Here is a 15,216-nt window from a genome sequence, read left to right as displayed (position 1 = left end):
ACTCACCTACTATCTTCTAATAATAGCACTTACACTATTTAAAAAATTTGAAATTTCTTTATCTTTTATCTCATCGTTTATTTTTACTAAGCTTATATCAGAAATCTTTTTTGTAGTTAAATTTAATCTCTTTGTAAAGTAGTCCTCTATCCCCTTTATATTAGAACTACCTCCATATAGATATATACAATCTATTTTATTTCCTAAACTTCTGCTTGTATAATAATTAAATATTTTTTCAATCTCTTCTATCCAAATATCTATAGTATTTGCAGCAATATTATTAAGAACCTGTGTAGATGTCATATTTATTTCATTTTTAAATAAATCTAATGTTTCAATTTTTCTTTTTTCTGCTTCGGTAAGATTTAAATTAAATGAATTTGCAATATTTATATCTAATTCTTTACCTCCATTATTTATTAATCTGCTAAAAGACAAAATTCCTCTTGAGATAATGTTTACATTAATTTGTTCATTACCTAAATCTATAAAAGCAACAGTCTTATCCAAACTGTAATTTTCGCCATTTATTAACATATTTGAACTAAACAACTTAGATATTACATTTGAATTAATGTCTAAAACATACGGCTTTAAATTTAATTCTTTTATTAATTTTAAGTATCTTTCAACTAAAGCTTTTGGAGCTATAACAACTAGTATTCTAACCTTTTTGGCATTATCTTCTTCAATTTCCTCTAATACTTTATAATCAATTAAATAATCGCTTAGCATAATGGGTAAATATTGTTCTATTTCAATATTAACAATAGAATCAAGTTCTTCTTCTTTAACTTTAGGTAATATTAATTCCCTTTTTATTATAGATGAACTTTGCACTGTAACAATTGTTCTTTTAGCTTTAATCTTTTCTTTTAGTATTTTACTACTAATTAAACTTTTGATAGAATTTAAATCTAGTATATTTCCATCTCTAATAGAGTTTGTAGGTGTATCAAGTTTAAAAAAATTATTTATAATAATCGTGTTATTTTTTTCTTTACCTATAGCAATTTTAATATATCTTGTTCCTATATCGATTGAAATAACTTCTTTAGTAAACAATATTTTCACCCCATATAATTAAAAAAGTAATTTATATAATATGAAATTAAAACATCACCATAAAATATTGTAATAATAGCAGCAATAGAAATAAACGGTCCAAATGGTATGAAATCCTTCCTGTCTTTAATTCTTAGCAACAACAGCATAATAGAAAAAAATGCACCAATTAGGAAAGATAAAAACATTAATAAAAGTAAATGTTTCAAACCAAAGAAAAATCCTAATAATGCAATAAGCTTAATATCTCCGCCACCCATTCCTCCATGAGATACAATTGCAATAATTAGAAATATTAATCCACCAATCAATAGGCCTAAAATACTATTTAATAATTCCACTTTAGAATAATATAATAATTTAAAAATAAATGTAATAAAAAAGCCAAATAATAAAACACTGTCAGGAATAATTTGGTGTTTATAATCAATAAAACTAATTACTACAAGCAAACTTGTCAAAAATAAATATCGTATTAAATCAAAGCCAAACCCAAATTTGTAAAATAGCAACAGATAAATTAATCCATTAAGCAATTCTATAAATGGATACTGTAGGGAGATATTTTCCCCACAGTATCTGCACCTACCTTTATTTAACAAATAACTAAATACAGGTATCAAATCAAAAAATTTTAACCTTGTATTACAGCTTGTACAATGAGAAGGCGGATAAACTATTGATTCTCTTTTTGGTATTCTATATATGCATACATTAAGAAATGAACCTATAATTAGGCCTACCATACTTATTAATAAAACCATAATCACAGCTCCTAAAAAACAAACATTAATTACTATAGTTAGAATCAGTATCAGGATAAAGCTCTGTATCTATTGTACCACTACCATTATTAATTGTACCTATCCCTACTCTTATTTTACCTGATTCATTAACTATAATTACAAACTCCTTATTATTTACTGATTGAGGTACTGGTTTTGAATCCAAATAGTTTTTTCCTACTAAATCAGATTGAATATTTACTGTATTGTCATTATTATCAGGAATTTCTATATCACCTTTAGCAATAGCTAATTCAGTTGCTTTAGCTAAACTTCTAGCAGTAGCAACATCTGCTTTTTTCTTTGCCTCTTCTTGAATACCTACAAATCTAGGTACAGCTATCGCTGATATTATACCCAAAACAGCTATTACAACAATTAGCTCAACTAAAGTAAATCCCTTTTTATTTCTTATTCTTTTATTTATAGCCTTTATCATTATTTCACCTCCTTTCATTAGAACCTTACAGTATTAATCATATCAAACATAGGCAGTACCATTGAAATTACAATAAAGCCTACTATTAATGCCATAATAATAATCATAATTGGTTCTATTAGTGAAGTCAGCTTCTGTAGAGAAGCTTCAACCTCATCATCGTAAAAACTTGCAGTGTTGTCCAATATTTCATCAAGAGAACCCGATTCTTCTCCAATTCTTATCATAGATACAACCATTGGTGGAAAAAGCCCCAATTTTTCTATGGGTGATGCTAAGTCCAATCCTCTTCTAACTTCATCTTTAACTAAATTTAACCCTTCTTCTACTACTTTATTACCAACTATTTTTGAAACTATTTCTAAAGCCTTTATCAGTGGAACTCCACTAGATAATAATGTTGATAAAGTCCTTGTAAATCTACTCGTAGTAATCTTTCTTATTAAGTTATTAAAAATAGGAATTCTTAGTTTTAACTTATCAATTTGCATTCTTCCTTTTTCAGTCTCATAATACTTTTTAAAAAAATATGTTAAAATTGTAATTAATGCTATAATTAAATACCAATAGCTTTTTATAATATCACTAATCCCTAATAAAATCAGCGTTGGAGCAGGTAACATTGCACCACTCTGTTGAAACATTGATACAAAAGTAGGCATTACTACTGTTAATAAAAAAACTACTACCACTGTTGCTACAGTACTTAAGATTATTGGATATACCATTGCGCTTTTTATTTTATTACTAATTTTATTTTCTTTTTCATAATGTATCGCCATTCTGTCCATTATCGTATCTAAATTACCACTTACTTCTCCTGCTTCAACCATATTTATCAATAACTCTGGAAATACATCTCTATGACTCTTTAAAGACTCAGATAATGTCATTCCTTTTTGTACTGACTCAAAAATTTGTCCTAAAGTTTTTTTCAATTTTTTATTTTCAGTTTGATTTCTAAGTACTTCTAAGCAATTTACAATAGTAACTCCTGAATTTAGCATTGTATAAAATTGTCTGCAAAATACAGCAATATCTTTGATTTTTATTCTATTAAATATTTTTAAATCTTTTATATCCTTACTGCCAATTACTTCCTCAATCTCAATTGGATATATATTATCTGATTTTAACATATTAATAACTTCTATCTTTGAATTTGCATTATATTGTCCGTGTACCTTCTTACCATCAAAAGTAACTGCTTTATATCTATAGACGGGCATATATTCACCCCTAACCCTAAAATAATATTAAAAACTTATAAATCTACTTACAAATTCCCTATCAACTGCATAATCTAGCGCTGTATTTTTACTTATTAGATCCTGCTTAAAGAGGTTTATAAGCGAGTTATCCATTGTCTGCATACCAAATTTCATTCCTGTCTGTATTGCTGTCTGTATCTGATATGTTTTTCCTTCTCTAATTAGATTTCTTATTGCAGGTGTAGCTATCATTATTTCCAATGCTAATACTCTTCCTGCATTATCTATCCTAGGTATTAATTGCTGTGATATTATCCCTTCCAGAACTGCAGATAGTTGTATTTTTATTTGTTGTTGCTGATGTGGAGGAAAAACATCTATTATTCTATCAACAGTTTTAGCTGTTCCTATTGTATGTAAAGTTGATAATACAAGATGTCCAGTTTCTGCTGCTGTAATAGCAATTGAAATAGTCTCTAAATCTCTCATTTCACCAACCAATATTACATCAGGGTCTTGTCTTAACGCAGCTCTTAAAGCACTAGCAAAACTTCTAGAATCGCTTCCAATTTCCCTTTGATTTATAATGCTTTTATTATGCTTATGCAAATACTCAATAGGATCCTCTAACGTTAAAATATGACAACTTCTTTCTTTATTTATGCAATCCAACATAGAAGCTAATGTAGTTGACTTACCACTCCCAGTAGGTCCGGTTACTAGTATTAACCCTCTTTGTTTTCTTGATAATTCTTTTACAATTTTAGGTAACCCAAGCTCTTCAATTGTAGGAATTCTTAGTGATACAGCTCGTATCGCCATTCCATATGTACCTCTTTGTTTATATACATTAATTCTAAATCTTCCTAAACCTGCGACTGAATAGGAAGTATCTATTTCACCTTTTATTTCTAATTGCTTAAACTTCTCATCATCAAGTATCTGTTTTACAAGACTAAGATTTTTTTCTGGAGTCAATATCTCTTCTCCATATTTCTCAAGTTTACCATTAATCCTCATAACCGGTGGATAACCTACTGTAATATGTAAATCTGAAGCTTTTAATTCAATAGTCTTTTTTAATAACTCAGTAATATTCATATCATCACCTATTCTATAGTATATGTTACTCTCATTAATTCTTCAAACGTTGTAATACCTTCTATAACTAGAGATCTACAATTTTCTCTAAGTGTTATCATACCATTTTTAGATGAATTTAGCTTTAGAATATCATTACTAGCATTTTCATCAATAAGCTTTCTCATTTCTTTATCTATAATCATAATTTCATGTATTGCAGTTCTCCCTTTATATCCTGTATTATAACATTGGCTGCACCCTTTTCCTCTAAAGAGTTTAGTGTTTTCATCAATATTTAGACTTTTTATTTCAATCTTATCAGGTATATATGATATTTTACAATTATCACATATTTTTCTTACTAATCTTTGTGAAATAACTCCAACTAATGATGAAGAAATCAAATATGATTCTATCCCCATATCAATTAGCCTTGCTACAGTAGATGAAGCATCATTAGTATGCATTGTACTTATTACTAAATGTCCTGTTATTGCAGCTCTTACTGCTAACCTTGCTGTCTCTTCATCTCTAATTTCTCCAACCATAATAATATCTGGATCTTGCCTTAATATTGAGCGTAATCCAGTTGCAAATGTAAGTCCTGCTTTATTATTAATTTGGACTTGATTTATACCATCAAGCTTATATTCAACAGGATCTTCTAAAGTAATAATATTTTTATCCATCGAATTCAGTTCTCTTAATAAAGCATATAATGTTGTTGTCTTACCACTTCCTGTAGGTCCAGTAATTAAAATAATACCATTTGGATTTTTGATTATTTTATTAAAGCGTAATAAATTATCTTTAATAAATCCTAATTGTTCTTTACTTAGTAGAAAGCTTCCTCTATCTAAAAGCCTTATAACTACTTTTTCTCCATAAACTGTAGGCATTGTTGAAATTCTTAAATCTATCTCTCTTCCATCAATGTTAATTTCTACCCTACCATCCTGTGGTATTCTTTTTTCAGCAATATTCATTTTCCCCATAATTTTTATTCTTGTTACTATAGCAGAATGGGTAGATATCGATGGGGTCATAATTTCTTGTAGTTGACCATCTATTCTAAATCTTATTCTTAATCTATTTTCAAATGGTTCAATATGTATATCACTTGCTCTACTATTAACTGCTTGCTTAATTATAGAATTAATTAATCTTACTACAGGTGCATTATTAATTTGGGTAATAATTTCCTCATCAATTCCATTAATGTCATCAACGTTATACTGTTTTTTAAAGTCTTCTACAGCTTTTTCTGCTATTTCTTTACCATAATATTGCTCTATTGCATTCAGTATATTTTTTCTAGTTGAAATAACCGGCTCTATATCTAATCCAGTTGCAATCTTTATATCATCAATAGCAAAAATGTTTAAAGGATCAGCCATCGCTACTATAAGCTTATTTCCTTCTTTTCTTATAGGAATTAGAGTATGTCGTCTAGCTAATTTTTCGGGTATTATTTTAGGTATTTCAGGATCTATAAAGTATTTGTCTAAATCCATATGAGGAATTCCAAGCTGGTATTCAAGTACTTCTATTATTTCTTCCTCTTTTATATACCCTTTTTCAACCAGTAATTCTCCTAATTTTTTTCCTGTTTTTTTTTGTTCTTCTAAAGCAGATTTCAATTGTTCTTCTGTTATTTTTTTTGCTGAAATTAACAATTCTCCTAAACGAATTTTACTTCTACTCATTACTTTCACCTTCTATTTATTAGCCATAATACTTATAGCATGTTTTAATGCAAAAATTATTATATAACTTCTACATTTTCTAATAAAATCCTTCTTTTAAGTGTATCTTTTATTTTTTCTATATCTAATTTTCTATTAAGCCATATCTCATCACTTAATAGAGCTTGATAAAGCAACATATCTAAACCACCAATAGCAATCATACCTTCTTTTTTGGCTGATTTAATAAGTTCTGTTTCTAGTGGTTTATATATTATGTCATATACAATTACATTTTTATTAAATTTGTTTATTTCTATTGGTACTTTATCAATTTCTGGATACATTCCTATCGAAGTACAATTTATTAATATATCAATATTTTTAAAGTCTATATATGTTTCATTTAGGCTACCATAACTGCTTTCTATTTCTGGAAATTTGTCCTTGATTTTTCTAACAAGTATTTCACTTTTACTAACTGTTCTATTCAATATAGTTAAGCTGTTAGCTCCTTCATTTGCAACTGTTAATGCTATCGATTGGGCTGCACCACCTGCACCTAAAATTAGAATATTCTTACCTTTTAATGAAATATTCCTTTCTTCAAATGTCTTTAAAAAACCTAACCCATCTGTGTTATATCCAATTAGTTTTCCGTTGTCAATTTTAACAGTATTTACAGCACCTATTAATTCTGATTCATAACTCAACTCATCAAGAAAGTTTATAATGTCAATTTTATACGGAATTGTTACATTGAATCCTTTAACATTAATAGCTTTAAAACTATTAATTACATTTTCAAAATCTTTTTTCTCTATGTTAAATGCCATATAAACGGCATTTTCTTTTTCCTTATCAAATATATAATTATGTATGGTAGGTGATAAGCTCTTAACAATAGGATTTCCAATTAAACAATAAAGTTTTGTTAATGAATTAACTTTCATCGTCAGCTCACCTTCTCAATTTTCCTTAAAATCCTTCTTTCTAACTTTCGAATAATTCTAGTCCATAAAAATTCTTTCTTGCTAATCGGTACTACTAAAATTGTAAATGCTCCTAATCTATTTCCTCCTAAAATATCAGTGAAAATTTGATCTCCAATAACAACTGTTTTACCAGGAGTGGTATTCATAAGTTTTATCGCTTTTTGAAATGGTTTTTTTCTTGGTTTAACCGCTCTATGAATTGCATATACTTCTATACTTTTATTAAATTTAACAACTCTATCTTTAGTATTGTTTGAAACTATGCAACATTTAAACCCTAATTCTTTTATTCTTTTAAACCAATCAACTACCTCTTTTGATGCATATTCAGACTCCCAAGACACAAGAGTATTATCAATATCAACTATAATTGAATCAATTCCTTTAGATTTTAATGATATCAAGTCAATATCGAATATTGTATCAACATATAAGTCTGGTAAAAGCTTGCTCATCAAATCACCTCTTCCCATTAAGTCTAATATAACATATTCACTTCTATTTTTAAAGAAAACTATCAACCTTAATATTTCATTATAAAACTTTACATAAAAAAATAAGGGAAGTCAATCTTCCCTTGCTTGCATCTTATATTATCCCCAATTTCTTACCGGCTGTTTCTAGTACATCTAAAGTATAATCTAATTGTTCTTTTGTATGCTGAGCCATAATACTTATTCTTAATCTTGAAAGTCTCTTAGGTACTGCTGGATATAAAACTGGATTTACATATATTCCAGCCTCATGGCATATTCTACACATCTCTTTTACTTTGTAGTCATCTCCAATGATAATTGGAAATATAGCAGTTTCTGCATTGCCAATATCAAATCCTAAATCTAATAAACCTTTTCGCATATGTTTTATATTTTTCCATAAATGTTCCCTAAGAGATGGTTCATTTTCAATTACATCTAAAGCAGCTATTAATGACCCTGTTACTTGAGGTGTAGGAGCTGTTGAAAACATATAAGTTCTTGAATAATAATGTAGTAACTCAATTAATTCGCTATTACTAGCAATAAAACCACCTACACCACCTAAAGCCTTACTAAAAGTTCCTGCTACAATATCTACTTTACCTTCTATATGAAAATATTCAGGAGTGCCTCTACCATTTTCACCTATGACACCTGTTGCATGAGCTTCATCAACCATCACATAGGCACCATAAGCATGAGCAATTTCCACAATTTGATCTAAATGTGCTATATCTCCATCCATAGAGTAAACACCATCTACTACTACTAGCTTTGTTCTATATTTATCTTTCACTCGCTTTAATACCTTTTCAAGCGAGTTCATATCATTATGCTTAAAAAATTTCATATTAGTATTCTTACAACCATCTATTATACTTGCATGTACATATAAATCTAATATTGCAATATCCTTCTCTCCTAACAAAGATAATAAAGTACCTGAGTTTGAGCCAAAGCCAGAAGTATAAAGTATAGCTGCTTCACAGCCTTTAAATTTAGCTACTTTTTTCTCAAGTTCAATATGTAAATCTAAAGTTCCACCTAGTAATGGTACACTTCCAGCACCTGCACCATATTTTAATAATGCTTCCTTGCCTGCTTTAATCACTTTAGGATGTTTTGTTAAATTTAAGTAATCATTCGAAGCTAAATATATCATTTCTCTTTCTTTACCAGTGTACGCATCAATAATTTTCATTACTGGTCCTGAACCAGTTAATGATATTCTTCTATAGTTTAAATGCCTTTTACTATACATATCTTCCTGAAATAATTTAAACTCTTTAGCCCTTCCCATAATATCTTTGTCTGGTATATCATAAAAATCAGCTAAACTTAAATAAGATGAATCTAATTTCTTACTTATTTTTTCTTCAACCACACTCATTTCCATCCCTCCTAATATTATTAAATATAATATTCTATAAATTGTAAGTTTTTCCTTCCAATTAGTAAAATTTTTTGCACAAAATTGTGCACGAATAAAAAGGATTTTTTTTCTAATTATAGAATATTTATTGTGTATAGAATAAAGGAGGGGGTTTTGTGAAATACATATACGGAAAAGTCGCACTTGTAGTAGGGGCGTCTTCAGGAATGGGTAAAGCATGTGCTGAATACTTAAAAAATCATGGATATATAGTTTATGGCACTTCTAGAAAAGCTACATTCCCTGATTTACTTTCTGAAAAAAGAGAAGGCACAATCCAGATGATACCTTTAGATGTAACACAAGAAAAATCTATTATAAAAGCTATTGATTATATATTAAAAAATGAAGGTCAAATAAATATTTTACTCAACTGTGCAGGCTATGCTCTAGGTGGTGCTGTCGAGGATATATCCAATGATGAGGCACATGAAATATTTGACACAAATTTTTTTGGAATGATGTCAGTTATAAGACATGTACTACCTATAATGAGAAAGCAAAACAAAGGTTTGATTGTAAATATAAGTTCTGTAGCAGGCTTTATTGCACTTCCTTTTCAATCCATGTACAGTGCAACTAAATATGCAGTGGAAGCAATGACTGAATGTCTTAGAATGGAAGTTAAACCTTTTGGTATTAAAGTTTCCATGATCGATCCGGGAGACATAAGAACAAATTTTACTTCTTCAAGAAAAACAGCAAAAGCCGCTTTAATTAATCCAGCGTATAAAGAAAGACATAAGAAAGCTGTTGAAACTATGATAAAAGATGAATTAAATGGTCCAGGTCCAGAAATTGTAGTAAATGCATTTGCAAAAATTTTAAATAGCAAAAATCCACCTATTAGGGTTGTTGTTGGAATCAAATATAAATGTGTGGCATTACTTAAACGAATTTTACCTGCAAAAGTAGTTGAATACGTTTTAGAAAAAATTTATTAAAATCGGAAAATAAACACTGTATCTTTGCATACAGTGTTTATTCATTATAATTAAATGCTCTACTCAATTTTTTTATAGCTCTTTTTTCTATTCTTGATACGTAAGACCTTGATATTCCTAGCATTTTTGCAATTTCTCTTTGAGTTTTACAACATCCATTTATTAATCCATATCTTAATTCAATAATTTTTCGTTCTCTAGTTTTCAATATTTTATCCATTTTCTTATAAAGCTTATTTACCTGCATTTTCAAATCTACTTTATCTACAACCTCATCAGGATCAGTACCTAATATATCTATTAATGAAATTTCATTACCTTCTTTATCCATTCCTATAGGGTCTTGTAAGGAAATCTCAGATTTAATTTTCTTTGATGAACGTATACACATCAATATTTCATTATCTATGCATTTAGCTGCGTATGTCGCTAATCTTGTTCCTTTTTTTCTATCAAATGTAGTAATTGCTTTTATTAAACCTATCGTTCCTATCGATATTAAATCATCAATCTCTTTACCTGTATTATGATATTTTTTTACTATATGAGCAACTAATCTTAAATTTCTCTCTATCAAAATATTTTTAGCATTCTCATCTCCTTGTTCATATAATCTCAAATACTTGTCTTCTTCTTCAGGACTTAAGGGATTAGGAAAAGAATTTGTATTAGTTATATAACCAGCATATAAAGCAATTGGTTTAAGAAGTACTCCTAATACAGCTAATAAAGTCGTAAACATCAAAAAAGCACACCTCCATAAAAGGTCCTACTAGATTATATGTTTTTTTTAGTGAAGGTGTGCTAGTACATCTATTCAATTTTTTGTATTTCTTTGGCTATTTTCTCAAATATTGGTGCTGCAGTTTTTCCCCCTGAAATACCATTTTCTATTAAAACCGTAATTGCATATTTAGGTTTCTTTTTTGGAAAATATCCAGCAAACCAAGCATGTATAGTTTCCCTTTTATTATAAACAGCTTGAGCTGAACCCGTTTTACCTGCAGCACCTCCAATTTCATCCATCGAAATATTTTTAGCTGTGCCCATAGTAACCACTTTTTCCATATACCCCTGTATAAGTTTTGCATAATAAGGTTCCAAAACTCTTTTTGATTTATTTCTTTTTATTTTTTTTATAATATTTCCATTCTCATTTACTATACTATCCACGATAGACATATCTTTCATAATCCCATTATTAGCTATTGTAATAATCATATTAGTTATCTGAAGTGGAGTAACTTCAATACTTCCTTGTCCTATTGATATATTCCCTATGGCCGGCCCGAGTATATCATCACCTTCTGGTAAATTACCCTTGATCTCTTCTAAAAGTCCAATATCAACTATATCTCCAAACCCAAATTTTTTTGCAGTTTGAATTATCTTTTTAGAACCCACTATCTTTCCTATTTGAATAAAAACAGAATTACACGATTTATAAAATGCTTCTTCTAAATTTAATTCTCCATGACCACCATCTTTATATGAATGGCAAGCTATTTTTATATTGCCTACTTCTTCATAACCTTTACAAATATACTTTTTATCTAAATCAATCTTTCCACTTTGTAATGCTGCTGCAAGTACGATTATTTTAAATAAAGAACCAGGAGGATAAGACACTTGTATTGCTTTATTATATAATTCCATGTTTCTACTATTAAAGTACATTGCAACATTTTCTTGATTAAAGTTAGGTCTACTAACCATAGCTAAAATATCTCCACTTTTTACATCGGCGACTATTACAGCTCCATTTTTATTTTCTGAATCCATTACTTTCTCTACAACTTTTTGAATATTATAATCAATTGTCAGTTTTACACCAGTAGCTTCTTGACCTTTTTTCTTTTTTATATTCATCATCCCAATTCCTGGTATTACTTTCTTTTTACCATCAACAATCAAAGCAACTTTTCCATATGAATTATTTAGTTTCAATATATTATCAAAAGCCCTCTCAATACCACTTTCCCCCTTATTTTCACTTTTATTAATATAGCCAATAACATGTGATAATATATTTGATTTATCATATCTTTTAATTTTATCTTCGATATAGATTCCTTTTAATTCTTTTAATTCTTCTATTTCGCTATATAGTGGAACTTCTATCACATTATCTTTATTAAACATTATATTTTTTTTAATAAAATTTCTATCAACCAAAGTTTCTATTATTTTTGACAATTCTTTCTCACTAAATATATTTTTAAATATAAACATAGTTCTAATCTTATCTTTATTTGTTAAAGGTATTAAATTTCTATCAAAAATCATACCTCTAGCAGGTTTTATTTGAACTTCCATTGTTCTCTGCCTTATTGCTGCTTGTTTATATTCTTCTCCTTTAATAATTTGAATATAAAATAGTCTTACAATAATTAATCCAAAAATAAATAATACTGTACAATAAAAAAGTATTAAATTTCTTTTATACTTCATAAAAAATACCTCCAATAGATAACTAATATAAGTATTTCCATTATCTATTGGAGGTATAAGTTAGAATTCTTGTTTTTGTGCTATTATGGATTTAATTTTTGTAACCATTAAATCTATTGCTACTTTATTATATCCTCCCTCAGGTATAATTATATCAGCATATTTTTTACTTGGTTCAATAAACTGCATATGTGCTGGTCTTACTGTTGTTAAGTATTGTTCGATTACAGATTCTAATGTTCTACCTCGTTCTTTAATATCTCTTGTAATTCTTCTAATAATTCTAATATCTGCATCTGTGTCAACGAATATTTTTATATCTAGTAGGTTTCTTATTCTTTCATCATCTAATATTAGAATTCCTTCTAATATTATTATATCTTTAGGTTCTACTCTGACTGTTTCTTTTTTTCTATTATGCTCTTCAAAATCATAAATTGGTTTCTCAATTGCTTTACCTTTAAGTAAATCGTTTAAGTGTTCAATTAACAAGTCATTATCAAAAGCTAATGGATGATCATAGTTAGTTTTTATTCTTTCTTCAAAAGTTAAATGACTTTGATCCTTATAATATGAATCCTGTTCAATAATTACAATATTCTTTTCTGGTAAAGAACTAAAAATTTCCTGAGCTACAGTACTCTTGCCTGAGCCAGTTCCTCCTGTAATACCTATTAGAATTGGTCTTTTCAAATTTATCATTCCTTTCTAGATTTTCTTATTATATCCCAGGGCTCTACTGGTTGTTTCATTTTTATTTTCACTATCTGTTGTGGGTGTGGTGCTACTTCAATCTGCTCTCCATTCTCGTCCCACATTTTTTCAATTGTTTGAGTAAAATGCTCCTTGTTAGGACCAAAAACTTCTATCTCATCGCCGACAAACATTCTATTTCTCTGTTCAACAGTAGCAATTCCTAAGTCTTCATCATACTCAAGAATTAATCCTGTAAAATCATAAGTTCTTATATATGAACTACTCCCATATACTTGTTCTTCACCGGTTGGTTTTCCAAAATAGAACCCTGTTGTAAAATCTCTATGACTAGCTTTCTTAATTTCATCCAGCCATTTATCATTATAAACATAATTTGCTGGATCAGCAAGATATTTATCAATAACCATTCTATATGATCTTACAATAGTAGCTACATAATAAGCACTTTTCATACGTCCTTCTATCTTAAAACTATTTATCCCAGCATTTATCAATTCTGGGATATGCTTTAACATACATAGATCTTTTGAATTAAAAATATAAGTTCCTCTTTCATCCTCAAACACTGGAAAATATTCACCTGGTCTCTTTTCTTCCATAATATAATATTTCCATCTACAAGGATGTGCACATGCTCCTCTATTTGCATCTCTAAATATCATATAGTTACTTAACAAACATCTGCCAGAATATGATATACACATAGCCCCATGAATAAAAGCCTCTATTTCTAAGTCATCAGGTGTTTTATCAATTATTTCTTTAATTTCCTCTAAAGATAGCTCTCTTGCTACAACTATTCTTTTAATTCCTTGCTTATACCAGTAGTTGGCTGTATGATAATTTGTTGTATTTGCTTGAGTACTTAAATGTATTTCAAAATCTGGAGCTACGTCCTTTACAATGCTAAATACCCCTGGATCAGATACAATTACAGCATCAACTTCTAAATTATATAAGTCTTTTATATATTCTCTTAAACCTTTAAAATCTTCATTATGTGGTATTATATTTAATGTTACATAAACTTTTTTTCCTTTCTTATGAGCAAATTCTAGGCCTTGTTTTAATTGTTCAATATTAAAATTTCTAGCTCCAGCTCTCAATCCAAATCTTTCCCCACCAAGATAAACAGCATCTGCACCATAAGTTATTGCCATCTTAAGTTTTTCTAAATCACCTGCTGGTGCCAGTAGTTCTGGCTTTTTCATCATTTTACCTCCTATCTTTCTTAATTGTTAAAGCAATACCATCACCAATAGGTATAATGCTCGTTTCAAGAATTGGAGTATTGCATATATACTTTAAATACTCTCTCATTCTTCTTACAATTGTTTTTTTTCTTCTTATTACTAATTCATCATTAGCAACCATACCTTTAAAAAGTACATTGTCTGAAATTATAACTCCTCCACAATTTAGATTTTCTATACAATAAGGTAGAAATTCCATGTATTTACCCTTAGCAGCATCTAAAAAAATTAGGTCAAATTTTTCTTTTATATTAGGTAAAATTTCCTGTGCTTCACCATGTAATATTCTTATTCTATTATTCAAATCAACTTTTTCAAAATTCTCTTTTGCCAGCTTAACCATATCTTCTCTTCTTTCAATTGTAATTATTTCACAATCTCTTTTAGAAGCTTCTGCCATCACTATAGCAGAATAACCTATAGCCGTACCGATTTCCAAAATTTTTTTTGGGTTTTTTATCTGTATTATTACTCTAATAAACTGTGCAACTTCAGGATGTATTATTGGTACATTATAATTCTTAGCATAATCCTCAATTGTTTTTAGGATTTCCGAACTTCTAGGTATAACACTTCTTATATATTTTTGTATGTAATCCATGTTTATACTACACAAAGCTATCTCCCCTTACAATTAATATTACACAAATAATACGTGGTTAATATACCACGTA

At 28.7% G+C, this 15,216-nt stretch carries 15 protein-coding genes; 1 reads left to right on the top strand and 14 read right to left on the bottom strand.

The window, feature by feature from the left end:
• Positions 1 to 9: 9 nt before the first annotated feature.
• The 9 genes from pilM to TR13x_RS01590 form a co-directional block, all read right to left on the bottom strand.
• Positions 10 to 1,068 (bottom strand): type IV pilus assembly protein PilM, encoded by a 1,059-nt coding sequence (gene pilM, locus TR13x_RS01630; protein ID WP_054870134.1) that lies wholly within the window; start codon positions 1,066 to 1,068, stop codon positions 10 to 12.
• 5 nt (positions 1,069 to 1,073) lie between these two features.
• Positions 1,074 to 1,832, bottom strand: a complete 759-nt coding sequence (locus TR13x_RS01625; protein ID WP_054870133.1) for an A24 family peptidase — start codon at positions 1,830 to 1,832, stop codon at positions 1,074 to 1,076.
• Between the two features lie 25 nt (positions 1,833 to 1,857).
• Complete coding sequence (locus TR13x_RS01620; RefSeq protein ID WP_054870132.1) at positions 1,858 to 2,292, bottom strand: type II secretion system protein; 435 nt, start codon at positions 2,290 to 2,292, stop codon at positions 1,858 to 1,860.
• 17 nt (positions 2,293 to 2,309) lie between these two features.
• Entirely contained in the window at positions 2,310 to 3,521 is a 1,212-nt protein-coding gene (locus tag TR13x_RS01615) for a type II secretion system F family protein (protein ID WP_054870131.1), read from the bottom strand.
• A gap of 27 nt (positions 3,522 to 3,548) precedes the next feature.
• Complete coding sequence (locus tag TR13x_RS01610) at positions 3,549 to 4,604, bottom strand: type IV pilus twitching motility protein PilT (protein WP_054870130.1); 1,056 nt, start codon at positions 4,602 to 4,604, stop codon at positions 3,549 to 3,551.
• A gap of 8 nt (positions 4,605 to 4,612) precedes the next feature.
• A complete protein-coding gene (locus TR13x_RS01605; RefSeq protein ID WP_054870129.1) occupies positions 4,613 to 6,292 on the bottom strand; it encodes a GspE/PulE family protein in 1,680 nt (559 codons plus the stop codon).
• A gap of 59 nt (positions 6,293 to 6,351) precedes the next feature.
• Positions 6,352 to 7,224: a shikimate dehydrogenase gene (gene aroE / locus TR13x_RS01600; protein ID WP_054870128.1), complete on the bottom strand. Its 873-nt coding sequence runs from the start codon at positions 7,222 to 7,224 to the stop codon at positions 6,352 to 6,354.
• A gap of 2 nt (positions 7,225 to 7,226) precedes the next feature.
• The gene (locus TR13x_RS01595; protein ID WP_369813258.1) at positions 7,227 to 7,787 is read right to left on the bottom strand and encodes a YqeG family HAD IIIA-type phosphatase; all 561 of its coding nucleotides are present in this window, start codon (positions 7,785 to 7,787) and stop codon (positions 7,227 to 7,229) included.
• A gap of 67 nt (positions 7,788 to 7,854) precedes the next feature.
• Positions 7,855 to 9,135, bottom strand: coding sequence for an aminotransferase class I/II-fold pyridoxal phosphate-dependent enzyme (locus tag TR13x_RS01590; protein WP_054870126.1), 1,281 nt, complete (start codon positions 9,133 to 9,135; stop codon positions 7,855 to 7,857).
• Between the two features lie 158 nt (positions 9,136 to 9,293).
• Here TR13x_RS01590 and TR13x_RS01585 point away from each other — a divergent pair, with 158 nt between their 5' ends.
• Entirely contained in the window at positions 9,294 to 10,121 is an 828-nt protein-coding gene (locus tag TR13x_RS01585; protein ID WP_082394738.1) for an SDR family oxidoreductase, read from the top strand.
• A gap of 37 nt (positions 10,122 to 10,158) precedes the next feature.
• Here the strand turns inward: TR13x_RS01585 and sigK are convergent, their stop codons facing one another.
• From sigK to TR13x_RS01560, 5 genes are all read right to left on the bottom strand, one after another.
• Positions 10,159 to 10,863: an RNA polymerase sporulation sigma factor SigK gene (gene sigK / locus TR13x_RS01580; protein WP_054870447.1), complete on the bottom strand. Its 705-nt coding sequence runs from the start codon at positions 10,861 to 10,863 to the stop codon at positions 10,159 to 10,161.
• 71 nt (positions 10,864 to 10,934) lie between these two features.
• Positions 10,935 to 12,572, bottom strand: a complete 1,638-nt coding sequence (locus TR13x_RS01575; protein WP_054870125.1) for a penicillin-binding protein 2 — start codon at positions 12,570 to 12,572, stop codon at positions 10,935 to 10,937.
• A 60-nt stretch (positions 12,573 to 12,632) separates the two neighbouring features.
• A complete protein-coding gene (udk, locus tag TR13x_RS01570; protein ID WP_407060168.1) occupies positions 12,633 to 13,274 on the bottom strand; it encodes a uridine kinase in 642 nt (213 codons plus the stop codon).
• Positions 13,271 to 14,500 (bottom strand): U32 family peptidase, encoded by a 1,230-nt coding sequence (locus TR13x_RS01565; protein ID WP_054870123.1) that lies wholly within the window; start codon positions 14,498 to 14,500, stop codon positions 13,271 to 13,273. Before TR13x_RS01565 ends, udk begins: the two co-directional genes overlap by 4 nt.
• Before the next feature lie 4 nt (positions 14,501 to 14,504).
• The gene (locus TR13x_RS01560; RefSeq protein ID WP_255351295.1) at positions 14,505 to 15,158 is read right to left on the bottom strand and encodes an O-methyltransferase; all 654 of its coding nucleotides are present in this window, start codon (positions 15,156 to 15,158) and stop codon (positions 14,505 to 14,507) included.
• Positions 15,159 to 15,216: the final 58 nt, after the last annotated feature.

This window comes from Caloranaerobacter sp. TR13, assembly GCF_001316435.1.
Lineage (GTDB): Bacteria > Bacillota > Clostridia > Tissierellales > Thermohalobacteraceae > Caloranaerobacter.
The sequence above is the reverse complement of the archived record's forward strand: the minus strand, read 5'-3'. Positions and strand labels throughout refer to the sequence as shown.

Bases quoted from the DNA above. Each gene is read 5' to 3' on its own strand.
- TR13x_RS01625 (WP_054870133.1), bottom strand. From the start codon at position 1,832: ATGGTTTTATTAATAAGTATGGTAGGCCTAATTATAGGTTCATTTCTT.
- TR13x_RS01620 (WP_054870132.1), bottom strand. From the start codon at position 2,292: ATGATAAAGGCTATAAATAAAAGAATAAGAAATAAAAAGGGATTTACT.
- TR13x_RS01615 (WP_054870131.1), bottom strand. From the start codon at position 3,521: ATGCCCGTCTATAGATATAAAGCAGTTACTTTTGATGGTAAGAAGGTA.
- TR13x_RS01610 (WP_054870130.1), bottom strand. From the start codon at position 4,604: ATGAATATTACTGAGTTATTAAAAAAGACTATTGAATTAAAAGCTTCA.
- TR13x_RS01605 (WP_054870129.1), bottom strand. From the start codon at position 6,292: ATGAGTAGAAGTAAAATTCGTTTAGGAGAATTGTTAATTTCAGCAAAA.
- aroE (WP_054870128.1), bottom strand. From the start codon at position 7,224: ATGAAAGTTAATTCATTAACAAAACTTTATTGTTTAATTGGAAATCCT.
- TR13x_RS01590 (WP_054870126.1), bottom strand. From the start codon at position 9,135: ATGAGTGTGGTTGAAGAAAAAATAAGTAAGAAATTAGATTCATCTTAT.
- sigK (WP_054870447.1), bottom strand. From the start codon at position 10,863: ATGTTTACGACTTTATTAGCTGTATTAGGAGTACTTCTTAAACCAATT.
- TR13x_RS01575 (WP_054870125.1), bottom strand. From the start codon at position 12,572: ATGAAGTATAAAAGAAATTTAATACTTTTTTATTGTACAGTATTATTT.
- udk (WP_407060168.1), bottom strand. From the start codon at position 13,274: ATGATAAATTTGAAAAGACCAATTCTAATAGGTATTACAGGAGGAACT.
- TR13x_RS01565 (WP_054870123.1), bottom strand. From the start codon at position 14,500: ATGAAAAAGCCAGAACTACTGGCACCAGCAGGTGATTTAGAAAAACTT.